23 protein-coding genes and 1 pseudogene are annotated in these 22779 nt (G+C 73.0%); 11 read left to right on the top strand and 13 right to left on the bottom strand.

The annotated features are described in order from the left end of the window. Positions 1–19: 19 nt before the first annotated feature. From pfkB to RI138_RS00630, 3 genes are all read right to left on the bottom strand, one after another. On the bottom strand, positions 20–967 hold the full coding sequence (pfkB, locus tag RI138_RS00640; RefSeq protein WP_311118280.1) for a 1-phosphofructokinase: 948 nt from the start codon (positions 965–967) through the stop codon (positions 20–22). After that, positions 964–1725: a DeoR/GlpR family DNA-binding transcription regulator gene (locus RI138_RS00635; RefSeq protein ID WP_311122774.1), complete on the bottom strand. Its 762-nt coding sequence runs from the start codon at positions 1723–1725 to the stop codon at positions 964–966. The genes pfkB and RI138_RS00635 overlap by 4 nt, the downstream gene beginning before the upstream one ends. A gap of 159 nt (positions 1726–1884) precedes the next feature. Then, positions 1885–2133, bottom strand: a complete 249-nt coding sequence (locus RI138_RS00630) for a DUF6296 family protein (RefSeq protein WP_096630539.1) — start codon at positions 2131–2133, stop codon at positions 1885–1887. A 182-nt stretch (positions 2134–2315) separates the two neighbouring features. Here RI138_RS00630 and RI138_RS00625 point away from each other — a divergent pair, with 182 nt between their 5' ends. After that, the gene (locus tag RI138_RS00625) at positions 2316–3110 is read left to right on the top strand and encodes a PepSY domain-containing protein (RefSeq protein WP_311118279.1); all 795 of its coding nucleotides are present in this window, start codon (positions 2316–2318) and stop codon (positions 3108–3110) included. 64 nt (positions 3111–3174) lie between these two features. Here RI138_RS00625 and RI138_RS00620 read toward each other — a convergent pair whose 3' ends face one another. The 3 genes from RI138_RS00620 to RI138_RS00610 all read right to left on the bottom strand — a co-directional run bounded on the left by RI138_RS00620 (position 3175) and on the right by RI138_RS00610 (position 7172). Continuing rightward, on the bottom strand, positions 3175–4305 hold the full coding sequence (locus RI138_RS00620; RefSeq protein ID WP_398864181.1) for a serine hydrolase: 1131 nt from the start codon (positions 4303–4305) through the stop codon (positions 3175–3177). A gap of 253 nt (positions 4306–4558) precedes the next feature. Beyond that, on the bottom strand, positions 4559–5062 hold the full coding sequence (locus tag RI138_RS00615; RefSeq protein ID WP_311118278.1) for a GNAT family N-acetyltransferase: 504 nt from the start codon (positions 5060–5062) through the stop codon (positions 4559–4561). A gap of 79 nt (positions 5063–5141) precedes the next feature. Next, a complete protein-coding gene (locus RI138_RS00610; protein ID WP_311122772.1) occupies positions 5142–7172 on the bottom strand; it encodes an ATP-binding protein in 2031 nt (676 codons plus the stop codon). A gap of 186 nt (positions 7173–7358) precedes the next feature. On the opposite strand from RI138_RS00610, the gene RI138_RS00605 reads away from it, so the two are divergent. After that, complete coding sequence (locus RI138_RS00605; protein WP_311118277.1) at positions 7359–7574, top strand: hypothetical protein; 216 nt, start codon at positions 7359–7361, stop codon at positions 7572–7574. Positions 7575–7743: 169 nt separating this feature from the next. After that, on the top strand, positions 7744–7905 hold the full coding sequence (locus RI138_RS00600) for a hypothetical protein (protein ID WP_179500259.1): 162 nt from the start codon (positions 7744–7746) through the stop codon (positions 7903–7905). A gap of 928 nt (positions 7906–8833) precedes the next feature. Here the strand turns inward: RI138_RS00600 and tsaD are convergent. Further along, entirely contained in the window at positions 8834–9904 is a 1071-nt protein-coding gene (gene tsaD, locus RI138_RS00595) for a tRNA (adenosine(37)-N6)-threonylcarbamoyltransferase complex transferase subunit TsaD (protein ID WP_311118276.1), read from the bottom strand. A gap of 580 nt (positions 9905–10484) precedes the next feature. Between tsaD and RI138_RS00590 the strand changes: the two genes are divergently transcribed. Together RI138_RS00590 and RI138_RS00585 are read left to right on the top strand one after the other, a co-directional pair. Further along, positions 10485–11165, top strand: a complete 681-nt coding sequence (locus RI138_RS00590) for a lysophospholipid acyltransferase family protein (RefSeq protein ID WP_311118275.1) — start codon at positions 10485–10487, stop codon at positions 11163–11165. 141 nt (positions 11166–11306) lie between these two features. Beyond that, complete coding sequence (locus RI138_RS00585; protein WP_311118274.1) at positions 11307–12119, top strand: VOC family protein; 813 nt, start codon at positions 11307–11309, stop codon at positions 12117–12119. Between the two features lie 43 nt (positions 12120–12162). Here the strand turns inward: RI138_RS00585 and RI138_RS00580 are convergent, their stop codons facing one another. The 3 genes and pseudogenes from RI138_RS00580 to RI138_RS00570 form a co-directional block, all read right to left on the bottom strand. Beyond that, complete coding sequence (locus tag RI138_RS00580; protein ID WP_311118273.1) at positions 12163–13032, bottom strand: endo alpha-1,4 polygalactosaminidase; 870 nt, start codon at positions 13030–13032, stop codon at positions 12163–12165. Between the two features lie 163 nt (positions 13033–13195). Beyond that, positions 13196–13468, bottom strand: a pseudogene (locus RI138_RS00575) (methyltransferase); the annotation flags it as partial. 245 nt (positions 13469–13713) lie between these two features. Further along, on the bottom strand, positions 13714–14634 hold the full coding sequence (locus RI138_RS00570) for a LysR family transcriptional regulator ArgP (protein ID WP_311118272.1): 921 nt from the start codon (positions 14632–14634) through the stop codon (positions 13714–13716). A 66-nt stretch (positions 14635–14700) separates the two neighbouring features. Between RI138_RS00570 and RI138_RS00565 the strand changes: the two genes are divergently transcribed. Further along, positions 14701–15312, top strand: coding sequence for a LysE/ArgO family amino acid transporter (locus RI138_RS00565; protein ID WP_311118271.1), 612 nt, complete (start codon positions 14701–14703; stop codon positions 15310–15312). Positions 15313–15328: 16 nt separating this feature from the next. On the opposite strand, the gene RI138_RS00560 is transcribed toward RI138_RS00565, so the two are convergent. Next, entirely contained in the window at positions 15329–15967 is a 639-nt protein-coding gene (locus RI138_RS00560; protein WP_096625117.1) for a ScbR family autoregulator-binding transcription factor, read from the bottom strand. Between the two features lie 194 nt (positions 15968–16161). On the opposite strand from RI138_RS00560, the gene afsA reads away from it, so the two are divergent. The 3 genes from afsA to RI138_RS00545 all read left to right on the top strand — a co-directional run bounded on the left by afsA (position 16162) and on the right by RI138_RS00545 (position 18779). Beyond that, positions 16162–17067 carry a 2-oxo-3-(phosphooxy)propyl 3-oxoalkanoate synthase gene (gene afsA, locus RI138_RS00555; protein WP_449343288.1) on the top strand — a complete coding sequence of 302 codons (906 nt, stop codon included), beginning with the start codon at positions 16162–16164 and terminating at the stop codon, positions 17065–17067. A 56-nt stretch (positions 17068–17123) separates the two neighbouring features. Next, a complete protein-coding gene (locus tag RI138_RS00550) occupies positions 17124–17978 on the top strand; it encodes an NmrA family NAD(P)-binding protein (protein ID WP_311118269.1) in 855 nt (284 codons plus the stop codon). Between the two features lie 108 nt (positions 17979–18086). Continuing rightward, a complete protein-coding gene (locus tag RI138_RS00545) occupies positions 18087–18779 on the top strand; it encodes a ScbR family autoregulator-binding transcription factor (protein ID WP_311118268.1) in 693 nt (230 codons plus the stop codon). Positions 18780–18963: 184 nt separating this feature from the next. Here RI138_RS00545 and RI138_RS00540 read toward each other — a convergent pair whose 3' ends face one another. Next, positions 18964–19872 carry a helix-turn-helix domain-containing protein gene (locus tag RI138_RS00540; protein WP_311118267.1) on the bottom strand — a complete coding sequence of 303 codons (909 nt, stop codon included), beginning with the start codon at positions 19870–19872 and terminating at the stop codon, positions 18964–18966. A 152-nt stretch (positions 19873–20024) separates the two neighbouring features. Here RI138_RS00540 and RI138_RS00535 point away from each other — a divergent pair, with 152 nt between their 5' ends. Next, positions 20025–21065 carry an NAD(P)-dependent alcohol dehydrogenase gene (locus tag RI138_RS00535; RefSeq protein WP_096625127.1) on the top strand — a complete coding sequence of 347 codons (1041 nt, stop codon included), beginning with the start codon at positions 20025–20027 and terminating at the stop codon, positions 21063–21065. Between the two features lie 75 nt (positions 21066–21140). On the opposite strand, the gene RI138_RS00530 is transcribed toward RI138_RS00535, so the two are convergent. Next, a complete protein-coding gene (locus RI138_RS00530) occupies positions 21141–21506 on the bottom strand; it encodes an ArsR/SmtB family transcription factor (RefSeq protein ID WP_311118266.1) in 366 nt (121 codons plus the stop codon). 135 nt (positions 21507–21641) lie between these two features. On the opposite strand from RI138_RS00530, the gene RI138_RS00525 reads away from it, so the two are divergent. Next, on the top strand, positions 21642–22760 hold the full coding sequence (locus tag RI138_RS00525; RefSeq protein WP_311118265.1) for an NADH:flavin oxidoreductase/NADH oxidase: 1119 nt from the start codon (positions 21642–21644) through the stop codon (positions 22758–22760). The last annotated feature ends 19 nt before the right edge of the window (positions 22761–22779 follow it).

Below are 22779 nucleotides of genomic sequence, written 5' to 3'. Positions count from 1 at the left end.
GTCGGGGGCGGTGCGGGGGTCATGGGGCGGGCTCCGTCAGCGCGCGGTCCAGCGGCACGTCGGAGGTCGTCACGACCGACGGCAGATCGAGGTCGGCCGGGGCGGGCATGATGCTTCCGGCCAGCTGCACCGCCGCGGCACCGTGGGCGACGGCCGAGGCGAGAGCCTTCGGTCCCTGCCCGCCCGCCGTCAGAAAACCGGCCAGGGAGGCGTCTCCGGCACCGACGTTGCTGCGAACGGCCGCCACCGGGGCGGTGGCGAAATACGCCCCCGACGCCTCGGCCAGCAGCTGCCCGTCCGCGCCCAGACTCGCCAGCACCGACCGGGCGCCGCGCTCGCGCAGCTCCTCGGCGGCCTTGAGGGCGTCGCCCACCGTGGCGAGCGGACGGCCCACGGCCTCGGCCAGCTCCTGGGCGTTGGGCTTGATCACGTCGGGCCGCTCGGCGAGCGCGGCGGTCAGCGCCGCGCCCGAGGTGTCCAGGGCGATCCGCGTCCCGGCCCGGTGGCTGCGCGCGACCAGCTCCGCGTACCACCGGGGCGGCAGTCCGCGCGGCAGGCTTCCGCAGCAGGCGATCCAGTCGGCGGCCGACGAGCGGACCCGTACCGCTTCCAGGACGTCCTCCGCCTCGGCCGGACTCAGCTCGGGACCCGCCGCGTTGACCTTGGTGAGGGTGCCGTCGGGCTCGACGAGCGTGACGTTGATCCGGGTGCTCCCGGCGATCGGCACACCGGCGGCCTCGATGCCCAGGTCACCGAGGAGGCGGGCGAGCAGTGCTCCCTCCGGTCCGCCGATCGGGGCGACGGCGACCGTCCGGTGTCCGGCTGCCGCGACGGCGCGCGAGACGTTGACGCCCTTGCCACCGGGATCGACGCGGTCCGAGGTGGCCCGCAGCACGGTGCCGCGTACCAGACCGGGCAGCTCGTAGGTGCGGTCCAGGCTGGGGTTGGGGGTGACGGTGAGGATCATGCGCGTACTACTTCCGTGCCCCGGCTCTCGATGGAGCGGGCGTCGTCGGGGCTGAGGCCCGTGTCGGTGATGAGCAGGTCCACATCGGTCAGATCGCCGAAGCGCGCGAAGTGCTCCTGCCCGAACTTGCCCGAGTCGGCGAGCAGGACGACCCGGCGGGCCGCCCTGATCACGGCCCGCTTCACTGCGGCCTCGGCGAGGTCGGGCGTGGTCAGACCGCTTTTGGGGGAGAAGCCGTTGGTGGCGAGGAAGACCACGTCGGCGTTGATCTCGGCGTACGAACCGAGCGCCCAGGCATCGACCGCGGCCCGGGTGCGGTGGCGGACCCGGCCGCCGACCAGATGCAGCGCGACGCCGGGGTGATCGGCGAGCCGCGCGGCCACCGGCAGCGCGTGCGTCACCACGGTCAGCGTCGCCTCGACGGGCAGGGCCGCGGCGAGCCGGGCGGTCGTGGTCCCGGCGTCGACGATCACACTGCCGTCCGCGGGGAGCTCGGCGAGCGCGGTCTGCGCGATGCGGTCCTTCTCGTCGGCGGCGACGGCGTCGCGCTGGGCGAGATCGGGCTCGAAGTCCAGCCGTCCGGCCGGAATCGCGCCGCCGTGCACCCGGCGCAGCAGCCCCGCCCGGTCCAGCGCCTTGAGATCCCGCCGGACCGTCTCGGCGGTCACCTGGAACTCCTCGGCCAGGGACAGCACGTCGACCCGGCCGCTCTCCTGGGCGAGGCGGAGGATCTCCTGCTGACGCTCCGGTGCGTACATGTGGTTTCGTTTCCGTTTCATGACCGAGTCTGTGGTTTCGCGCTCAGGTTACGTCCGAGGTGTGGGAATGTAAACACAAACGGGTGAGGAGTGGGCATGAACGGAAGGCGGGGCGCACCCGTGAGGGGTACGCCCCGCCGGTGGGGCTGTTCGGACTGGTCAGTGCGCTTGCGGTGCGTCCTCGTGGAGGGGGCGGGCCAGCAGGGGCGCCCCCGGGAGCTGGTGTCCGCCGCTGGCGAGCATGCGGACCTCGCCCCGGTCGCTGATCTCGGCCCGTACGATCCCGGTCTCGTCCTCGTACACCGGGAATCCGCCCGCCCCCATCCGGTCCGTCAGTCGGACGGTGACCACGTCGTCCGTGGCGCCGGACAGCTGGAAGATGAGTTCGTAGCGCTCCGTGTGAACCATGTGGTGCATGACGGCCTCCCGGCCGGACCGCGGACAGGATGCGGTCCTGTAACCCATTGTTTCGCACCCGGACACCCCTTGCCCGGGGAGCGACGGCCAACGGGCGGAGCCGCCCGGTCGATCGGGTGACTCCGCCCGGTAGGACAACATGAGCGGCCGCGCGGAGGGCTAGGCATGCGTGCATGAGACTTGAGCCTCGACGAAAGAACAGCGCTTCCCTCCGTTCCCGCAACCTCACGATGGTCGGCGCCCTCGGTATGGCGGCGGCCGCGGCCGTTCTGCTGACGGGCTGTGGCCAGAGCGCGGACAACGCGACGTCCGCGGCCACCTCCGAGGCCGCGAAGGTCCTTCCGCAGCAGCAGACGACCACCCCGTCCGCCACCGCTGAGCTGACCGAGGAGCAGCAGGAACGCAAGGAGGTGCTCGACGCCACGAAGGTCACCTTCGACGACGCCGCCACGACCGCTGTCGGCGAGGTGGCCGGGGGCAAGCTGGTCGACCTCGACCTGGAGGGTGTGGACGACGACGACCGCGACGAGAGCCCCAGTCCGACCGCGACCGGAAGCCCGACGGGCACGGCCAGCCCGACCGGAACGTCCAGTCCCACCGCGAGCCCCGGTGCCGAGGGCCCTGTCTGGGTCGCGGAGGTCGCCGAGAGGGACGGCACGATCCACACCGTGCGGATCAACGCGGTCGACGGCAAGGTCACCGAGGCCCGCGTCGACGCCGATCAGGACACGGAGGACAAGGAGCAGACGGTCGAGTGGCTCTCACAGGCCACCCAGACCCCCCAGCAGGCGGCGAAGGTCGCTACTGAGAAGAAGAAGGGGACGGTCACCTCCGTCAGCCTGGAGGACAACAACGGCGACGGCGTCATCTGGGCCGTCGACGTGGTCGGCTCCGACTGGAAGAGGACGACCTTCGACGTGGACGCCAAGACCGACGCGATCGTCCGCGAGGAGAACGACGACTACTGACCGCTGAGAGCCTGCGAGGAAAGAGGGGTACGCCGGAGGTCCGGCGTACCCCTTCGCGCGTGCGCTACCGCTTGCCGCCCGGCTCGCGGCGGTCGAGCAGCCGGCAGACGAAGTCCTCCTGGAGCGCGCGGAGGGTGGCCAGCAGCCGCGGATTCGTGGTGCTGTTCACCTGGGAGGTGAGGGAGACGGTCAGGGACCGCTTGCCGTCCTTCGTGCCCGCCGCGAGCTGCGTGTAGCCGGGGAAGTTGCCGGTGTGTCCGTACACGGTGCCGCAGCGCGTCGTATAGGAGAAGAGGGCGAGTCCGGCCCTGTTGCGGCCGGGACCGGCCGGTTCGGAACTCCCCTCCACGAACGTCAGCTGCTGGCGGCGGACCGCCGGCCCCAGGCCCCGGCCCCCGGCGTAGCCGCGGATGAAGGCCCCCAGGTCCCGGGGCGTCGAGACGATGCCGCCCGACGCCCACACTCCGGAGGCGCTGAGCACCGTACTGACGTCCTCGGGCGTGTCGGGGGCGTCCGTCGCGTAGCCGTGCAGATAGGGCTCCGGCAGCCGGTAGCCCTGGGGGAGGGTGGTGTGACGAAGACCCAGTGGCCGGTACACGAGTTCGGCGAGGAGCCTCTCGTAACGCTGTCCCGTCGCTGCCTCCGCCATGAGGGCGACGGCGATGTTGTCGGAGTTCGAGTAGCGGTACGCGGAGCCCGGCCGGAACCGCAGCGGGTCCCCGGCGACGTAGTCCAGCAGCTTCCGGGAGTCGAAGTGCCTGCGCGGGTCGGCGGTCAGCTCGGCGATGAACGTGGGGGCCTCGGTGTAGTCGGGCAGCCCGCTGGTGTGGTTCAGGAGCTGGCGGAGCGTCACCCGGTGCCAGGCGGAGGGCAGCCGGGGCAGTCGGCGCCCGAGGGTGTCGTCGAGGGAGAGGGCGCCCCGGTCCGCCAGATGCAGGGCGACCGAACCGCTGAAGGCCTTCGCCGTGCTGGCGATCCGCATGTGATCGCCGGTCCGCGGCGGGCGCCCGGTGCCGATCTGCGAGGTGCCCGCCCGGTACACCTCGCTGCGCCCGCCCGCCGTGAGGACCGCGACGGCCCCGGGCGGACCGCCGGGCGTGCCGACGAGCGCCTGGAGCCTGCGCCGCAGCTCACGGTCGGCCGGACCGTGCGGGCCGTCGCCCCCGTCACCGCCCGCGTGGGCCGGGCCGGTCAGCAGCCCGGCGAGCGAGGCGGCCGCCAGCACGGCGACGACGGCTCCTCGCCGGGCGGCCCGTTGCCGCCGGGGGCGGTCAGGGGGCAGCGGGACGCGGGGAAGGTGGGGTGTCGGCACCGGGGGTACCTCCTGGAAGGGGTGGCGTCGCGCGGACCGCGCGGGCGGGGCGTTCCGCTCCCGCGAGCCCCAGCATCCGACGGCCGGGCGGGCCATGCCCCCGAGGTGGTCCATCCGGCCGATCACTGCCGCTCCGTCACAGGGCCAAGGGAGCGCCCCGGCGCAGATCGAGGACGTACCGCCGCCCCGGGCGGTCGCCGAACATGACGTCCTCCACCGGCTCGAACCCGGTGCGGGCCAGCACCGCACGGGAGCCCGAATTGTCCAGCGTCGTCTCCGCCCGCAGCTCGGTCAGCCCGTACTCCCGCACCGCCAGCACGCAGACCTGCTGAACCGCCCGGGTCGCAAGGCCGCGCCCGGCCGCCTTCTCGGCGATCCGGTACCCGAGCTCCGCCGAACCGTTCTCCACCTGCACGAGGTTGATGCGGCCCAGGACGGTCCCGTCGGCGTCCTCTATGAGATGGAAGTGGTGCAGGCCCGCGTCCTGCTCGGCGAGCAGCTCACGGTGGCGTTCGGCGAAACCGGCGAAGTAGTCGTCGCCCCGGTCGGGCACCGAGGCGGAGAAGTACGCGCGGTTCTCCCGCTCGAACGCGAGAAGGGCGTCGGCATGGCCGGGACGCAGGCGGCTGATGGTCGTCATACCGGGATGCTAGGCGGTTTCCGGCCCCGGCCCGGGGGCGTTTCCCGGGCCATCCCCGGTTCTCGCCACGGGACAGCCCTCAGGGCAGCTGGCGTTCCAGCGCGTGGGCCAGGCCCCGTTCCGCGTCGTCGGCCGACGCGCGCAGGTAGGCCCGCTCGTAGGCCGAGTCGCCCGCGGCCTGCCGGGCCCGGAGCTCCCACTGCTCGCGGATCGCCCCGAGCTCCGGGGTGCCCCGGTGGGGGTGCCCGATCATGCGCCAGTACGTGTGCCCCGTCCCGGAGGCGCGGGCCGCGGCCACCCCGTTCCCCTGGACGGCGATGGCTCCGGCGAGCAGATCGAGGCCGAGCGCGATACCGAGGCTGTCGTGCAGCTCGTGCTTGCTCGCGAGCATCGCCCGCGCATGGCTCTCGGCGTGCCGGGGGCGTCCCTGGAGCAGGTGGATGAGAGCCAGTTGGTGATCGGCGTAGGCCCGAGCCCAGTGCTCGCCGAAGCGCAGGCTGATCCGCTGGAGCCGGGTGGCCTCCTCGTACGCCTCGTCCAGGCGGCCGAGCGCGGACAGGGCGAACAGGCGTATCACCCGGCAGCGAAGCTGCGAAGGCGCGTCGGCGGGGTCGCCCGCGTGGTGGCGCAGCGCGTGGTCGCTGATGGAGTGCGCGGTGTGCGGCTTGCCCATCATCAGATACGTGAAGCTCATGGAGTGCGCCGCGAGGAGCACCGCCTCGGCGTCCTCGTCGCGGCGGGCCGCGTAGTGGCACTCCTCGCCCGTACGACGGGCTGCCTCGTGGTCGCCCTGGAGCGTCAGCGTGATGCCCAGGGCCCAGAGCGCGCGGGTGCGGTGCGGACCGGCGGAGAGCGGCAGGGCCAGCACCCGTTCCAGATACGTACGGGCCTGGTGCAGATGGCCGCAGCAGCTCCAGAACAGCCCGGCGCACCCGGCCATCTCCATCGCCTTCTCCGGGTCCTCGGCCAGCAGGTGGTCCAGGGCGGCGCACAGATCCGCGTGGGTGTCGGCGATCCGGTGGTACCACGCGACCTGCGAGGGCCCCAGCCAGCCCGCGTACGCCTGGACGGCGACCTGGGCGAAGTGCCGGGCGTGCCGGTCAGCCAGGAGGGCGTCCTGCGCCAGCTCGGCGAGCCACATCGCACCGTACTCGCGCAGCGTGTCCAGCATCAGATAGCCGTCCCCGGTCCGCCGGAGCACCGACTGGTCGGCCAGCCGCTCCAGCGCGGGGGCGATCGCGTCGGCGCCGAGCGGCCCGCCCGCGCACACCGCCTCGGCGTCCGCCGCCGTGACGACGCCCCGGAAGACGGAGAGCCGCGCCCACAGCAGCCGCTCCAGCGGAGCGCAGAGCTCGTGGCTCCAGCCGATCGTGGTGCGCAGGGCACGGTGGCGGCGGGGCCACACCGTGTCGTCGGTGAGGGCGTCCATCCGGGAGGCCAGCCGTCCGGTGATCTCCTGGGCGCTGCTCCCGCGGAGCTGGGCACAGGCCAGTTCGACGGCGAGCGGTATGCCGTCGAGGCGGCGGCAGATGTCGGCGACGGCGGCCGCACTGTCCGGGGCGTCGAGCCGGAGGTCCGGAGCGATCGCGGCCGCACGGTCGTGGAAGAGGCGCACGGCGTCGTCCCCGTCGGCTCCCGCGGAGAGCGGGGGCACCTCTATGACGTGCTCGTCCGGTGCGCCGAAGGGCTCCCTGCTGGTGGCCAGCACCGTCAGGCCCGGAGCCGCGGAGAGCAGCTCGGCGACGAGCTGCCCGCACGGGCCGACGACCCGCTCGCAGCAGTCGAGGACCAGGAGCAGCCGCCGGTCGGCCAGCCATTCGCAGAGTGCGGCCACCGGGCGGCGAGGGCTGTGGTCGAGCAGTCCGACCCCGTCGCAGACCGTCGTCGTGAGCAGCTGGTCGTCGTGCAGATGGGACAGGTCGGCCCACCACACGCCGTCCGGGTAACGGCCCTGGACCCGCTCGGCGGTGCGCAGGGCCAGGCGACTCTTGCCGACCCCGCCGCTGCCCGTGAGCGTGACCAGCCGATGATCTCGAAGTGCCCGTTCGATGCTGACCAGTTCGCTGTCGCGGCCGACGAAGCTGGTCGTCACGACGGGGAGGTTGCCCATCACGGGGACATCCTGCCTCGCCGGGCCCCGCCGCCTCCGTTCATAGCGAAAAGCAGTCAGAAACGGCCGACAATGCATCCCGGCCGATCGATAAGCGACGGGAACCGAAAGATCAATGCGGGTCGGCGCGGACCGGCGCGCGGGCGGCCCGGGGGCACTGTCAGACCCCTGCGTTACGTTGCTGGCATGACGCGATTCGTAGGAGGGGCACCCTCGACCGGCCCGGAGGAGCGGCCCCCGGCCGAGGCGGCCACCGAACACCCGGAGATCACGTACATCGGATGCGCGCGGTGCGGCACCCAGATCGCGGGCCTCGACGGCCGCTACGCCTGCTCGGGCTGTGGCTGGGTCAACCAGTGGACCGATGGCCACCGCCCGCTGCCCGCGGCCCGCGTCGGCTGACCGGGCCGGCCGCCCGCAGGTGCCGCCCGTGCGGGTGTTCCAGCAGGTGTGACGGTTGTCCCAGTGCTGGACCGGAATCGCGACCGCCGCCGCCCACCACGTACACTCGCCCCCGCCTTTGCCGACCGGCAGGGGCTCTTCGCACGAGACCGACGGGGAAATATTCCGTATGAGTACCGCAGACAGCACCGAAGCACCGATCTACGCCGGCCTTGTGGAGGAGCAGGGCGACGTGCTCGCCGAAGTGCGCCGTGTGGCCGAGGAGGTCCTGCGCGACGCCGATCGCGCGGTCGACTTCGGCACCGTCCGGACGGCCGCCGCCGCCCGCTAGCAGCCCCAGGGGCGGACGAGCCGAGACCCGGCCCGCGTCCGCCGAGGGCGGCCACGCCCCTGCGGGCCTGGCCATCACGGGACGATGAACGTCCTGCAACTATTGCCATGTTCTTGCGTTCGTGACGCGATGGTTTGCTGGAGAACCGCCGCAAGCGGAAGCGGGTGAGGCCGCGGTAGGCCGGATGTCCTGAATCCAGGCCCGGCGCCACCGCGGCCCCCCGGCGGACCGCCACGGACACCCCGGCGGCCCCGCGTCGGTGAGCGGCCCGCGCCGACGCGCGGAGAGCGCTCCCGAGCGGGCGTCCCGAGCGACCTGGACCTCGGCGCCCGCGCCGCCGCCCTGCTCTCGCTCGCCCTGCCCGGCTCCGTCCACCCCCACCAGGGCGAGGAGCTGTGGCCTGCCGGAAGCCGACGTACCGGTGGCCCGCGTCCAGGACCCCATGTGCTTCCGCTTCCAGCGCCGGGCCCCGGCCGCGACGGCTGCCGCACCCCGCTGCCCGGGGCGGCCGGTGAACCGTGCGCGGGCCTCGGCACCACCGTGGAACCCTGGCTTCCGCTGCCCCCGGGACGGGCCGCTGCGCGCGGCCGACCGCCAGGCCGACGACCCCGCGTCCATGCTGTCCTGTGCCGCGTACCGCGAGGTCCTGCGGCGGAGGCGCTACCTCGCCGCGTGCACGCCGAACCGCTGTACCGGGTGAGCGAGGGGCCGGACCTCCTGACGTTCGCGCGCAGACCGCGTGGTCTGCATGTTCGCGCGCGGCGACCACCTGGTCTGCGCGGTCGACCTCGCCGGGGAGCCCGTACCCCTCCCGGCCCGCACCGGGGCCCTGCTCACCAGCGGCCCCCTGGACGCCGAGGGCCGCCGAAGGGCCCGGGTTCCGGACGCCCCCCCGGCGTCCGGAACCCGGGAGAACGCGGCCGGGGCCTCAGGCGGCCCGGCTCACACTCCGCACACCCGGGTGCAGCGCCGCGTACTCCAGCGGCGCCGACGGGTCGATCGACACGTCCGGCGGAGCGGGTTCAGCCCCGGCCCGCACCAGCAGATCGCCGACCGCCGCGATCATCGCCCCGTTGTCCGTGCACAGCTTCAGCGGCGGCACCCGCAGCGTGATCCCGGCCGCCCGGCACCGCCGCTCCGCCAGCTCCCGCACCCGTGAATTGGCGGCCACCCCGCCGACCACGACCAGCGTGGACACCCCGTGATCGCGGCAGGCAGCCACCGCCTTACGGGTCAGCACATCGGCCACGGCTTCCTGGAGCGACGCGGCCCCGTCGACCACGGGCAGCTCGCCGCCCTCCACGCGTCGCTGCTCGGCCCACCGAGCGGCCGCCGTCTTGAGCCCGGAGAAGGAGAAGGAGTACGGGGCGTCCCGCGCGCCGGTCATCGGCCGCGGGAACGCCGCCGCGCGCCGGTCGCCCTCCCGCGCCACCCGGTCGATCGCCGGACCGCCCGGATAGGGCAGCCCGAACACCCGGGCGACCTTGTCGAAGCACTCCCCGGCCGCGTCGTCCACGGTGTCCCCGAGGTGCACGATCGGATCGCGGGCCAGATCCCGTACGAGCAGCAGCGAGGTGTGGCCGCCGGAGACGATCAGCACCACACAGGGGTCGGGCAGCGGACCGTGCTCCAGCGTGTCGGCGGCGACATGGCCCGCCAGATGATGCACGCCGTACAGCGGCACGCCCAGCGCGTACGCCAGCCCCTTCGCCCCGGCCAGCCCCACCTGGAGGGCCCCGGAGAGCCCGGGACCCGTGGTGAGGGCGACCGCGCCGATGTCCCTCATGCTCAGCCCCGCGCTGTCCAGCGCCTGCCGGACCACCGGCGTGAACGCGTGCACGTGCGCCCGCGCCGCGATCTCCGGCACGACGCCACCAAAACGAGCGTGCTCGTCCATGCTGGAGGCCAGCGCATGCCCGAGCAGCCGCCCGTCCCGCACCAGTCCCGCCCCGGTCTCGTCGCAGGACGATTCGATCCCGAGTACCACAGGAGAGCCCACTGGAGCCTCCTTGTCGTATTCAGTAAGTGCAATCAATGTGCAATAAGGTAGTCCACCGCGGGCGGGCCCCGCACCGAGCGGGGGAGCCCCTGTGCTCCAGCAGAGCCGTCGCGATGACGACCCGCGCGGGTTCGAGCGCGGTCCGGCCGCCCTCGGCATACCGGAGCGCGCTCCGCAGCACCCGCCCCGGCGTCCGGCCGACGGCCCAGCCCCAGCGACGCGGTGAGCAGGTCGAGCGGGTACAGCACGGCATCCGTCACCCCGCCCCTCACCGCGCTCTCCCAGCGGATGCCCAGCCCGGGCGGCAGCTCGAAACCAGGGTCGCCCGTCGGCGGTTCCGGGCCGATCGCGGCCACGGCCCTTACCCGCACCGCATTTCGACGCGGCACGGCAGGGCCGCCGAGCAGACCGGAGCCGAGCACCTGACCCGGTACGCCTGAGTACGAGCGCTCAGGTCCACCACCCGGGCCGCCGCGAGGATGAGGACGACAGCCGGGGCGAGCGCCGGGCGGGCCCGGCCCGGCCGCGTCGCACCGCGGAAGGCCGCCCCGCCCACCGGACCACTGGAGAACCGAGACCCGTGCTCAGCCGCATCGCCGCCGTCGTCGTCCCCTCCTTCGGACGCCTCACCGTGACGTCCGACCACGCCTCAGCCCCGGCCGCGGGCAGCATCATTGTCGCCAACCACACCTCCCTCGCCGACCCGGGCATCGTCCTCGCCGCTCTGCTCCGACTCGGCGTCGAACCCGTCGTCCTCGCCACCGCGGGGCTCTGGCGGATCCCGGTCCTCGGCCGGCTGCTGGAGCGCGGCGGCCATGTGCCCGTGCACCGCCACACCCACCGGGCGGCCGACGCCCTCGACGAGGCGGCCGCCGCGCTCGGGGACGGGCGGCATGTCCTGATCTACGGGGAGGGTCGGCTGCCCGGCCGCACCGACGCCGCCGAGGCCCCTCCGGAGAGCTTCCGCAGCGGCCTCGCCCGCCTCGCCCACGCGTCCGGCGCTCCGGTCGTGCCGCTCGGCCAGGCGGGCGCCCGCCGCGTGACCTCAGGCCGGTGCGTCAAGCAGATCTCCGGGCTGCTCACCGCTCCGGCCCGCCGCCCCCGCCTCCACGTCCACGTCGGCGCCGCGCTGCACCTTCCGCCGGACGTCGAGGCGGCCACCGCCAGGGCCCGCGCTGCCGTCACGTCCGCCTGGCGCACGGCGGCCGGACACCTGGGCGAACCCGCGGCCCGGGTGGCGGCGGCGACGCGGGCGGCGTAGGTATGGAGGGCATGCTGCTCCGAGGAGGCGTGAGGCCGCGGAGCGCATCGGCCTGGAAGCGGCCGATGACCACCAGACTCACCCGCCGGACCGGCGTCAGCGGCCGGCGGCCCAGGACCGGGGGCGAGGAGACGGATCCCGATGACGGCGGCAGAGCAGACCACTCCCGTGCACGGCGTTCCGTGCTGGGTCAGTCTCATGACCCCGGACCTGCGGGCCACCGAGGACTTCTACACGGCCGTTCTCGGCTGGACCTTCCGCTCCGGCACCCTCGGCAAGGGCTTCTCCGTCGCCCACGTCGGGACCGTGCCCGTCGCCGGGATCGGACAGATCGCCCCGGGCCTGCCCGCGTCCGTGAACTGGACCCCGTACTTCGCCGTCGACGACGTGGACGCCGCCGCGGGCCGGGTCCGGGAGCGCGGTGGCACGATCGCCGTCGGCCCGATCCGGCTGGGCCCCGGCCGGGGAGCCGTCGCCGCGGACCGGGAGGGGGCCGGATTCGGCTTCTGGGAGGGCCGGACCCCTCCGTGGTTGCTCGGCCGCGACAACGCACCGGCCTCCCTCGAACTGCGCACCAGCCACGCCTTCGACGCCGCGATCTTCTACGCCGAGATCTTCGGCTGGGCCTCCGAGGAGCCCGGTGGCTGCGAGGTCGGTTACGCCTACGCGCAGGACGCCGTCGTCGTACGCCAGGGCGGCCGGACCGTGGCCACCCTGCGCGGCGGCGGGGACGGCGCGTCCCCCGACCCCCGGTTGCGCCCGCGCTGGCACGTCCGCTTCCTGGTCGAGGATCTGGAAGCGGTCACCGAGGCGGCCCGCAGGGCGGGCGGCGCGGTCTCGCCGCCCGTGGACCGCCCGGCCGACGGAACCGAGTCGGTGATCAGCGACCCCTACGGCGGCATCTTCACCGTCTGCACCCACCTCGCGCCGGACGCTCCCGGCCCTTCGGCCTGAGTCCGTCAGCAGGGCCGGACGCCTGCTCCTTCGGCCTGAGGCGTCAGCAGGTACGGAACACATACCCCGCTCGTCCGGCCGGCCTGACGTCCAGGTCCCGGCGCACCACCGACAGCCGCGCTCCCACGGACGAGCAGGCCCGGGCGAAGTCGCGCGCGGTGTACTCGACGACGAAGACCCGGTCGTCGTACGCGGAGGCGTAGTCGGCGCACTCGTCGTACCGGCCGCACTCCTCGCTGACCGCGAAGTCGAACCCGATCGCCTCGCGCCGCTCCAGCAGATCGGTGCTGTTCTTCTGGCCGATCGCCAGCCCGGCCGCGTGCGCCCGGGTGGCCAGGAGCTCGGCGAACGCGGCGTTGTGTGCCGGGGTCAGCAGGCCGCCGGAGCGCTCGTACGAGTCCAGGTTGTCCGGCTCCACCGCCTGGAACCCCGCCTTCGCGCAGCCGTCGATCCAGTCCCCCACGATCACCGCCAGCCGACTGCGCTTGGCCGCGGTCGATGTGTCGAGCAGCGCCTCGCCCCACGCCTCGTCGTTGACCAGGTCGCCGTCGCTGTCGCGCAGCAGCAGATCGGGGTCGTTCTTCCGCCACCAGGCAAGTGCGTCCGGCTGGGCCTGGAAGGCGTTGACGTAACAGACGTTGTACAGCCCTTCGGCGGGCTGGTCGCCACGGTCGCGGGCGACCGCCTCCACCCCGGCGGGCGGGGGGTACGCACCGCCGATCTGGTAGTCGAACGTCGCGTTCGCCGTGGGCGGCACGACCTTCGGCGCGGGAGGCGCGGGAGGTGCGGGAGAGCCGGTGGCGAGGACGCCGGACAGGAGCAGCCCTGCTCCCGTCGCGACCGCGGCACCGCCGGCGAGTGCGAAGAGCCTGCCCCTGCGGCGGAGGAGGGGGGCGGGGACCTGCGGGGACATGCGTACTCCGGTGCGTGGGCGCCCGATTGGCGTCAGGCGGTGAGGCCTTGATGATCTGGAAGATGTTCGGTACGGGCGGCGGTGTGATGGCGCGGAGGGCGCAGCCGCCCGCCGTGCACAGGGCGGCGAAAACGCCGGCGGTACGTTCCCGGCCGCCGACGTTGACGAGCATATGGAGGTCACTGAGGCGGACGTCCTCCGGGCGGTCGGCAGGAACGGTGGCGGGCAGCACCGGTTGGACGACCAGCGGCGTGCCGTCGGCGGGGATGACGTCCCGGACATGCCGGAGGACGGTCGCGCACCGCACGTCGTCCCCGTCGCCGCCGATATCCGCGACGGTGCCGAAGCGCCCGAATCCGAAGCGGTGCGGCACGGTGACGGCGGTGAGCGCTGTGCCCCGGCCCGCCCCCGCGGCATCACCGGATCGGTGAAACATCCGCGTCATGGCGACCGTCGGACCGGGCGTGCCCGTACGCAGGACTTCACCGGCGGCGGAGGGTCCGGAAGACGCCCGGTTCCGTCCCGGTGAGCAGGTGAAGTCCTGCCGGGGCGCGCGGCAGGCGCAGGGTCGCCTGCTGATGGGGGCCGAGGGACCCGGGAGGGTAGCGGCGCCGCTTGACCTCGGGTGGCCGGGGCGGCGGACGGCTGTCCTCGCACCGCTCCCGTCGCGCCGCGCGGGCGTCAGCCGGACCGGGTGCCGCGCAGGGTCTCGGCGGCCTCGGCCGCCACCGCCTCGGCAACGGCCGCCAGGGCCGGGGAGTCCAGCTTCCACTGCTGCCAGAACAGCGGGACGTCGACGACGTGATCCCGGGTGAGGGCCACCAGCTCGCCGGTGCTGAGCAGCGGTCGCGCGTGGACCTCGGGCAGCATGCCCCAGCCCATGCCCGCCGCCACGGCCTCCACGAACCCTTCGGAGGTGGGGACGGAGTGCCGCCGTGCGCCCGCTCCGGCCGGGAGGCCGAGCCCGCGCGCGAAGGAGTCCTGGAGGTCGTCCCGCCGGTCGAAGCAGAGCACCGGTGCGTCGGCGAGCAGCTCGCGCAGTTCGGCCCCCGTGCCCCGCCCGAGCCACCGGTCCGCGAAACCCGGCGTCGCCACCGGCACATACCGCATCCGGCCCAGCCCCCGCACCGAACAGCCCGTCACCGCTTTCGGCGACGAGGTGACGGCTGCCATCACCAGCCCCTCCCGCAGCAGCGCGGCGGTGTGGTCCTGGTCCTCCCGGCGGAGCTCGTAGCAGAGGTCCAGCTCCTCGGGCACGCGCCGCAGGGCGGGCAGGAACCAGGTCGCCAGCGAGTCCGAGTTCACCGCGATCGCCAGGCGCGCCGACTCGCCCGGCCCGGACATCCCGAGCGCCGCGCGGGTGTCGCGCTCCAGCCTGGCCAGCTGTCGGGCGAAACGCACCACCGCCTCGCCGGACTCGGTGGGCCGGACCGGTTTCGTCCGCATCAGCAGCACCCGGCCCGTGCGCTGCTCCAGCGCCTTCACGCGCTGGCTGACCGCCGACGGTGTGACCCGCAGGGCCTGCGCGGCCGCATCGAACGTGCCTTCGTCGACGACGGCCAGCAGCGTCCTTACCTGATCGAGAGGAAGCTCCGACATCATGTGAGCTAATGATACGTAAGAATCATTAGCTGTACATCAGGATGCCCGCGTTCATACGGTGTTCCCATGACCAACGCCCTGACCGCCGCGGCCGCCGGCTTCGGCACCGGCCTCTCCCTCATCGTCGCCATCGGCGCCCAGAACGCCCTCGTGCTGCGCCAGGGCGTCCGCCGCGACGGGGTGCTCGCGGTGGTGGCCATCTGCGCCCTGTCGGATGCGGCGCTCATCGCGCTCGGCGTCGCCGGGGTCGGCGCCGTCGTCGTGGCCTGGCCGACGGCCCTGACCGTGGTGGGGCTGCTCGGCGGCGTGTTCCTGATCGCCTACGGCCTCCTCGCCGCGCGCCGTGTCCTGCGCCCGGCCGCGCTCCACACGCACGACGCCCCGGCCGCGACGAAGCGGGGCGTCGTGCTCACCTGCCTCGCGATGACCTGGCTCAACCCCCACGTGTACCTCGACACCGTCTTCCTGCTCGGCTCCGTCGCGGCCGGCCAGGGGTCCCTGCGCTGGACCTTCGGGCTCGGCGCGATCCTCGCCAGCGCGTGCTGGTTCGCCGCCCTCGGCTACGGCGCCCGGCTGCTGGGCGGGGTTCTCGCACGCCCCTCGTCGTGGCGGGTGCTGGACGGTCTCGTCGCCGTGATGATGATCGGCCTCGGTGCGAAGCTGGCCCTGGGGGCCTGAACCCGGCCCGGCGGGCTCAGGCGACGGGATCGAGGCGGCTGAGGCGCTCGGCGCGCTCCGGGGTCAGATCGAGGGCGGTCAGGATCGAGGGCGTGGCGATGCTGGGGAGGATGTGCTGCTGGAGCGTGATGTGGCGGCGCTGGAGGTCCCGGTAGTCGGTGAGGGTCTGGGAGACCGCCTGCGTGCCCGCGAAGGCGGCGACATAGAGATCCGCGGTCTCGGTGGGGTTGACGTGAGGGAGTAGTTCGCCGTTGTGTTTGGCTTGGGCGAGGAGGGCGTGGGTGGCCTCCTGCCAGCGGAGGAAGGGGCCACTGCGGTCGAGGCCCTGAGCCTGCTGGTCCATCGAGAGGCGGACACCCGCTCGGGCGAGGAGGCTGGTCTGAAGCCGATGGCTGAAAAGTATCCCTACGTCGATGAGTTCCTGGAGCTTGAGGGTCTGGTCCGGGGCCGCCCTCGGTGGTTCCTGGGCATCGAGGACGCCGAGTGCGAGATCTTCCTTCGACGGAAAATGAAAATAGAGGGCGCCTTTCGTGACGCCGGCGCTTTTCAGTATTTCGGTAATGGTGGCTGCTTGATAACCGTATTTCTCAAAGGCCTGGGCTGCCGCCATCAGAATTGTCTGGCGTGTGCGGATCGCCCGGTCCTGCTTGGCCATTCTGTCTCCTTCGCTGGGCGGGGGCCGGTGAACGGCCGGGTCGGTGTGGGGGGCCCACCCTGCCGGGGATAGAAAAAAAACCGCTTAGTCTGTATCTTATCAGCGCGCGTGCATCGCAGGAACGGCTCGCCATCACATGACCCCTGGGGGGAGTTATGACCGAAGCAGCAGTTTTGATCGATCCGGTGCCGGCTATGGATTCGGAGGCCGCGGTGGTGCATCCCGTGGGGATCGAGATGGTGCACCGGAGCCGGCCGGAGGACGCCTTTCCGCAGAACTGGGTCCGCCTGGGGCATGACCGGTTCTCGGTGGAGGCGCTCCTCCCGCACGACCACCCGTTCTTCGCCCCCGTGGCGGAGGACCGGCACGACCCGCTGCTCGTCGCCGAGGCGATGCGGCAGGCGGCCATGCTCGCCTTCCACGCCGGGTACGGAGTGCCCCTCGGCCACCACTTCCTGATGGCGGACCTGGAGTACGTGTGCCACCCGGAGCACCTGGCCGTCGGCGGCGGGCCCACCGCGATCGACGTGGAGGTGTACTGCTCCGACCTGAAGTGGCGGGGCGGGCTCCCGGCGCAGGGGCGCGTCGGCTGGGCGGTGCACCGGGGCGGTCGGCTCGCCGCCACGGGCACGGGGGCGACCCGGTTCACCACCCCCAAGGCGTACCGGCGGATCCGTCAGGACGTGCCCACCGAAGGCATATCCATACCGCGGACCGCCCCGGTCCCCGCCAGCCGGGCGGGCCGGACCAGGGCCGAGGACGTGGTGCTGTCGGAGACCGGACGGGACGGCGTCTGGGGACTGCGCGTGGACACCCGGCATCCGACGCTGTTCCAGCGCCCCAACGACCACGTCCCGGGCATGCTGCTGCTGGAGGCGGCCAGGCAGGCCGCGTGCCTGGTGGCCGGAGGCGGCGGGATGGTCCCGGCGGAGGCGAGCACCCGCTTCCACCGGTACGCCGAGTTCGGCAGCCCGTGCTGGATCAGGGCGGTGGTCCTGCCCGAATCGGCCGGCGATACGGTGACCTTGAGGGTGACGGGCAACCAGGACGGCAAGCCGGTGTTCTCCACGCTCCTGTCCGGTCCACTGGTCAGGGCCTGACGGGCAGCCGACCCCGAAGTGCTACGGCTGTCGACAAGGGTGTTGAGGGGTTCCGAGTGATTCTGGTGACGGGTGCGACCGGAGCGGTGGGCCGCGAGGTCGCCGGACTGCTGGCGGCGGCCGGGCCGGTGCGGATTCTCGCGCGCCGCCCCGAGCGGCTGACCGTACGGGGACCGGAGGCCGAGGTCGTCGCGGGTGAGTACGCGGACCGCCCCGCCCTCGATCGGGCGCTGAACGGCGTCACGTCGGTGTTCCTGGTGACGAACAGCCCCACGGAGCCCGACGACGAGAGGGTCGCGACGGCCGCGGCCGCGGCGGGCGTCCGTCACCTGGTGAAGCTGTCGATGATGGCCGTTGAGGAGCCCGGCGCCGACGACTTCATCACCCGGCGCCAGCGGGAGAACGAACAGGCCGTCAGGGAGTCGGGCGTCCCGTGGACGTTCGTCCGCCCCAGGACCTTCATGTCCAACACCCTGTCCTGGGCACCCGGCATCCGCTCGTCGGGCGTGGTGCGCGCCTTGTACGGCGACGCGCCGGTCGCCTGTATCGACCCGCGCGACGTCGCAGCGGTCGCCGTCGGCGTCCTGACCGGTACGGGTCACGAGGGCAAGGCGTACGCCGTCTCGGGCCCCGAGGCGATCACCGCACGTGAGCAGACGGCCCAGCTCTCCCGAGCACTGGGGCGGCCGCTGCGCTTCGAGGAACTGGGCCCGGACGCGGCGCGCGCGGCACTGCTCGCGAAGTATCCCCGGCCGGTGGCGGAAGCCTTCCTCGAAAGCGCGGAGCGGCAGCTCGCCGGCGCCAAGGCGGCGGTCGTGCCGACGGTCCACGACGTGACGGGCAGCGAGGCCCGGCCCTTCCGTACCTGGGCGGCCGACCACAAGGACGCGTTCGCGCCGGTTCAGCGGTGATGCCCCGCTCCCGCAGTGTGCCGCGCTCTGTCCTTCTCCGGTTCTCCGGGAACAAAACCGGTAAGTTGGTTTGATATCCCCCGACGCCGTCCATGAGCGGAGGCTCCGGTGACCAAGCAGGAGCGTGCCACCCGTACCCGCCAGGCGCTGATCCGATCCGCCGCCACCGTGATCGAGCGGCACGGCTACGCGGAGGCGCGACTGGTCCTGATCAGTTCCGGCGCGGGCGTCAGCACGGGCGCACTGCACTTCCACTTCGAGAACAAGGCAGCCGTCGCGGAGGCCGTGGTCGCCGAGGCGTCACGCGGCCTGCACGAGGCGTCCGGCGCGATCCGCCACCGTACGGACACCGCCCTCCAGGCCCTCGTCGACACCTCGCACACCGTCGCCGAACTGCTCCGCGACGACCCGGTCACCCGGGCCGGGTTCCGGCTGAGCTGCGACGGGGAGCGCTCCGCAGCACCGGACCTGCGCGCGGAGTGGCAGCGCCGCGTCCAGGACCTGCTGACCGAGGCCGCCGACGTCGGAACCCTCGCCGATGGCGTGTCCCGTGAGGACGCGGTCGCCGCGATCGTCGCGGCGACGGCCGGATTCGAGGTGCTGGGCCGGCACGACGGCGCCTGGCTGTCCCCGCGGACGCTCACGGGCTTCTGGCGGCTGCTGCTGCCCCGGCTCGCCACCCCGCAGGCCCTCACACGGCTGGACCCGTCCGGCACCGGGGCGACGACGGCCACTGCTGGGCACACCGTCGGCGCGGGGGCGGGGGAGGCCGGGGCGCCGGAACCGGTCGCGCGGCGCTGACGGCCGCTCGGAACGCGCACGGACCCGAAGGGGGCGAGCCGCCCACAGCGTGGGAGTTCCGGGGTATCGGTCGCGCAGCCCCCGCGTAGCGGCCTTCTCCTGTCGCCGCGGGGTGCGCGATCCCCGACCGGCCGGGTGGCCCGTCGGCCGCCCCCGGTCAGCGTCGCTGATCACGCTCGACTGATCACACCCGCCCCGACGACTCCGCTCCCCGGGCCGCGTCCGCTCCCCAGCTCGCCAGGAGGCGCAGGGCCTGGGCCGACTCGGAGCCAGGCTCCGCGTGATACGTGACCAGGTACTGCTCCTCGTCGTCGGGGAGGTTCAGCGTCTCGTAGGACAGGGTCAGTTCACCGGCGAGGGGGTGCCGGATGACCTTGACGCCGTGGCCCTTCTCCTTCACGTTGTGCGTGGCCCACAGCCGCCGGAACTCCTCGCTCTTGACGGAGAGTTCGCCCACCAGGGCCGACAGCTCCGGATCGTCCGGGTGGCAGCCCGCGTACAGCCGCAGATAGCTGACCATGTCCGAGGCCTTGGAGCCCCAGTCCACGAACAGGTCCCGGTAGCCGGGGGAGAGGAACACGAGCCGCGCCCAGTTGCGTTCGGCGGGCGGCAGGGCGCCCCAGTCGCCGAACACGGCCGCCGCCATGGGGTTCCAGACGAGGATGTCGGAGCGCGCCCCGGAGACGTACGCCGGGACGCCGTCCATCGCGTCCAGGAGATGCCGCAGCCCTGGCCGCACCTGCTGGACCCGCGCCGGGCGGCGCTTCTTCTTGTGCCGCCCCGGTTTGGCCAGGTGCGTCAGATGCGCGTGCTCGGCGTCGGTGAGCCGCAGCGCACGGGCGATCGCGTCGAGCACCTCGGTCGACACATTGCGGCCGTTGCCCTGTTCGAGGCGGGTGTAGTACGCCACGGAGACCCCCGCCAGCTGTGCCAGCTCCTCCCGCCGCAGCCCCGGCACCCGGCGGGCCCGCCCGAACTCCGGCAGCCCCACGTCCTGCGGCAGGAGCCGGGCCCGCCGGGTGCGCAGGAACTCGCTGAGCTCGGCGCGACGGTCCAGCGGCTCGGGGGCGGAAGTTGCGGGCTGATCGTCCATGGCTCCCATTATTCCTGGTCGTACGCCCAGGAGCCTGTCCCCGCCAGTGGTAGGACCAGTGGGCGTAGGCAAAGCGGTGACCTGGGTAAAGGCCGGCCGCAGAGTGATGCTGGAGATGTTCTGACCGCACCACCCAGAGGAGAACCTCCGGCATGACCACCGTTGCCGCCTACGCCGCTCCCCGTGCCAAGGCCCCGCTGGAGCGCACCACGATCGAGCGCCGCCCGGTGGGCGAGTTCGATGTCCTGATCGACATCAAGTACGCCGGTATCTGCCACTCCGACATCCACCAGGCCCGTGACGGCTGGGGCGAGGGCATCTTCCCGATGGTGCCCGGCCACGAGATCGCCGGTGTCGTCGCGGAGACCGGGTCCGGCGTCACCAGGTTCAGGGTCGGCGACCGCGTCGGCGTCGGCTGCATGGTCGACTCCTGCGGAAGGTGCGACGCCTGCCTGACGGGCCGCGAGCAGCACTGCGCCGAGGGCAACACGCAGACGTACAACGCGCTCGACCGGAGCGGCGAGCCGACCTACGGCGGCTACTCGACGCACATCGTCGTGCGCGACGCGTTCGTCGTCCGCATCCCCGAGGGCATCGCCCTCGACGAGGCCGCGCCCCTGCTGTGCGCGGGCATCACCACGTACTCCCCGCTCAAGCGCTGGGGCGCGGGCCCCGGCAAGAAGGTCGCGGTCGTCGGTCTGGGCGGCCTCGGCCACATGGCCGTCAAGATCGCGCACACCCTCGGTGCGGACGTCACCGTCCTCTCCCAGTCGCTGCGGAAGCAGGACGACGGGCTGAAGCTGGGCGCCGACCACTACTACGCGACCAGCGACCCCACGACCTTCGAGGAGCTGGCCGGAACCTTCGACATCATCCTGTCCACGGTCTCGGCCCCGCTGGACTTCGGCGCTTATCTCGACCTGCTGCGGACCGACGGCACGCTGGTCAACGTCGGCGCCCCCGAAGAGCCGATCACGCTGAACCTGTTCTCCCTGATCAGCGGCAACAGGTCGATATCCGGCTCGGCGATCGGCGGGATCGCGGAGACCCAGGAGATGCTGGACTTCTGCGCCGTGCACGGGCTCGGCTCCGAGATCGAGGTGATCGAGGCGAACCGGATCAACGAGGCGTACGAGCGGGTTCTCGCGAGCGACGTCCGCTACCGGTTCGTGATCGACACAGCGACGATCTGATCCGACCGGAACGGCCGGAAACGGAGTACGCGTCGGCCCCGAGCCTCCTCAAGGGCTCGGGGCCGACGCGTCTCCTCATGCCGGGGCCGAGAAGCCGACGGCGGCCCGTCGCGCACCTTCCAGGACGGCCGGAAGCAGCCCGGGGAAGCGCTCCTCCAGGTCGTCCGCGCGCAGCCGGCTCATACGGGAGGTTCCCGCGTAGTGCTGGCGGATCACGCCCGCCTCGCGCAGCACCTTGAAGTGGTGAGTGGTCGTGGACTTGCTCACCGGAAGATCGAACGCGATGCACGCCATGTCGTCGTGCCCCTCGGCCAGCTCGCGGGTGATGCGCAGCCGGATGGGGTCGGACAGCGCGTGCAGGACGGCCTCCAGGCGGATCTCCTCCCGGGGTGGATGGGCGAGCTGTCGCCCGGACGCGGCTCCGCGCTCGGTGGTGGGCATGGGGACCTCCTTCTGGTCGCGTTCCCAAAGTACGAAGCTCATCGTAGTTTGACAACTGCCGTACTACGAGGTCTATCGTACCTACATCGTCGCTGCTCCCCGGCAGCTACGCCACGAACCCGAGGAGACATACCGGTGAGTGCTCTGTTCACGCCTCTGACCCTGCGGTCCCTGGAGATCCCGAACCGCGTGTGGATGTCTCCGATGTGCATGTACTCCGCGGCCGGCGAAGGACCGGAGACCGGCGTTCCGACGGACTTCCACCTCACCCACCTCGCGGGCCGCGCCGCCGGAGGCGCCGGGCTCGTCATGGTGGAGGCCACCGGCGTGCGCCCGGACGGCCGGATCAGCCCGTGGGACCTGGGCCTGTGGAACGACCGCCAGCAGGAGGCCTTCGCCCGCGTCGCCGCGGCGATCACCTCCCACGGATCGGTTCCGGCCATCCAGCTCGCGCATGCCGGGCGCAAGGCGTCGACCGACCGGCCCTGGCTGGGCGACCGCTACGTCCCGGGGAGCGAGGGCGGCTGGACGTCCGTCTCCCCCAGCGCCGTGGCCTTCGACGGACTGCCCGTCCCGCACGAGCTGACCGAGGACGAGATACAGCAGCTCGTACGCGACTTCGCCGCGGCCGCCGAGCGCGCCCTCGCAGCCGGATTCCGGGTCGTCGAGATCCACGGCGCCCACGGCTACCTGATCAACTCGTTCCTCTCCCCGGTCGCCAACCACCGCACCGACGCCTACGGCGGCAGCTGGGAGAACCGCCTGCGCTTCCCGCTCCAGGTGGTCGACGCCGTCCGCGCGGTCTGGCCCGACGACCTGCCGGTCCTCTTCCGCACCTCGGCCACCGACTGGCTGACCGAGAACCCCGAGGACCCGCGCGAGGGCTGGACCGGCGCGGACACCGTACGCCTGGCCAAGGAGCTGACCGCCCACGGCGTCGACCTGCTCGACGTCTCCACCGGCGGACTGGTCCGCGACGCCGCGATCTCCGCGCACCCCGGCTACCAGGTGCCCTTCGCCGAACAGGTCCGGCGGACCACCGGCACCCCCACCTCCGCCGTGGGCCTCGTCCTCGAACCCGCCCAGGCCGAGGAGATCGTCGCCACGGGGCAGGCCGACGCCGTCATGATCGGCCGCGAGATGCTTCGCGACCCGCACTGGGCCCACCACGCCGCCGACGCCCTGGGGGCCGAGCCGCGCTGGCCCGACCCGTACGGCTACGCCGTGGTGCGCCGCCGCCCCGCCAAGGCCTGACCGCCCGACAGGGCCGCCC

The organism is Streptomyces durocortorensis, assembly GCF_031760065.1.
Lineage (GTDB): Bacteria > Actinomycetota > Actinomycetes > Streptomycetales > Streptomycetaceae > Streptomyces.
Note: the sequence above shows the minus strand (reverse complement) of the source record. Positions and strands in the feature narration are given on the sequence as shown.

Coding starts and splice junctions, on each gene's coding strand:
- pfkB (WP_311118280.1), bottom strand. CDS start 967: ATGATCCTCACCGTCACCCCCAACCCCAGCCTGGACCGCACCTACGAG.
- RI138_RS00635 (WP_311122774.1), bottom strand. CDS start 1,725: ATGTACGCACCGGAGCGTCAGCAGGAGATCCTCCGCCTCGCCCAGGAG.
- RI138_RS00630 (WP_096630539.1), bottom strand. CDS start 2,133: ATGGTTCACACGGAGCGCTACGAACTCATCTTCCAGCTGTCCGGCGCC.
- RI138_RS00625 (WP_311118279.1), top strand. CDS start 2,316: ATGAGACTTGAGCCTCGACGAAAGAACAGCGCTTCCCTCCGTTCCCGC.
- RI138_RS00615 (WP_311118278.1), bottom strand. CDS start 5,062: ATGACGACCATCAGCCGCCTGCGTCCCGGCCATGCCGACGCCCTTCTC.
- RI138_RS00610 (WP_311122772.1), bottom strand. CDS start 7,172: ATGGGCAACCTCCCCGTCGTGACGACCAGCTTCGTCGGCCGCGACAGC.
- RI138_RS00605 (WP_311118277.1), top strand. CDS start 7,359: ATGACGCGATTCGTAGGAGGGGCACCCTCGACCGGCCCGGAGGAGCGG.
- RI138_RS00600 (WP_179500259.1), top strand. CDS start 7,744: ATGAGTACCGCAGACAGCACCGAAGCACCGATCTACGCCGGCCTTGTG.
- RI138_RS00585 (WP_311118274.1), top strand. CDS start 11,307: ATGACGGCGGCAGAGCAGACCACTCCCGTGCACGGCGTTCCGTGCTGG.
- RI138_RS00580 (WP_311118273.1), bottom strand. CDS start 13,032: ATGTCCCCGCAGGTCCCCGCCCCCCTCCTCCGCCGCAGGGGCAGGCTC.
- RI138_RS00570 (WP_311118272.1), bottom strand. CDS start 14,634: ATGATGTCGGAGCTTCCTCTCGATCAGGTAAGGACGCTGCTGGCCGTC.
- RI138_RS00565 (WP_311118271.1), top strand. CDS start 14,701: ATGACCAACGCCCTGACCGCCGCGGCCGCCGGCTTCGGCACCGGCCTC.
- RI138_RS00560 (WP_096625117.1), bottom strand. CDS start 15,967: ATGGCCAAGCAGGACCGGGCGATCCGCACACGCCAGACAATTCTGATG.
- afsA (WP_449343288.1), top strand. CDS start 16,162: ATGGATTCGGAGGCCGCGGTGGTGCATCCCGTGGGGATCGAGATGGTG.
- RI138_RS00540 (WP_311118267.1), bottom strand. CDS start 19,872: ATGGACGATCAGCCCGCAACTTCCGCCCCCGAGCCGCTGGACCGTCGC.
- RI138_RS00535 (WP_096625127.1), top strand. CDS start 20,025: ATGACCACCGTTGCCGCCTACGCCGCTCCCCGTGCCAAGGCCCCGCTG.
- RI138_RS00530 (WP_311118266.1), bottom strand. CDS start 21,506: ATGCCCACCACCGAGCGCGGAGCCGCGTCCGGGCGACAGCTCGCCCAT.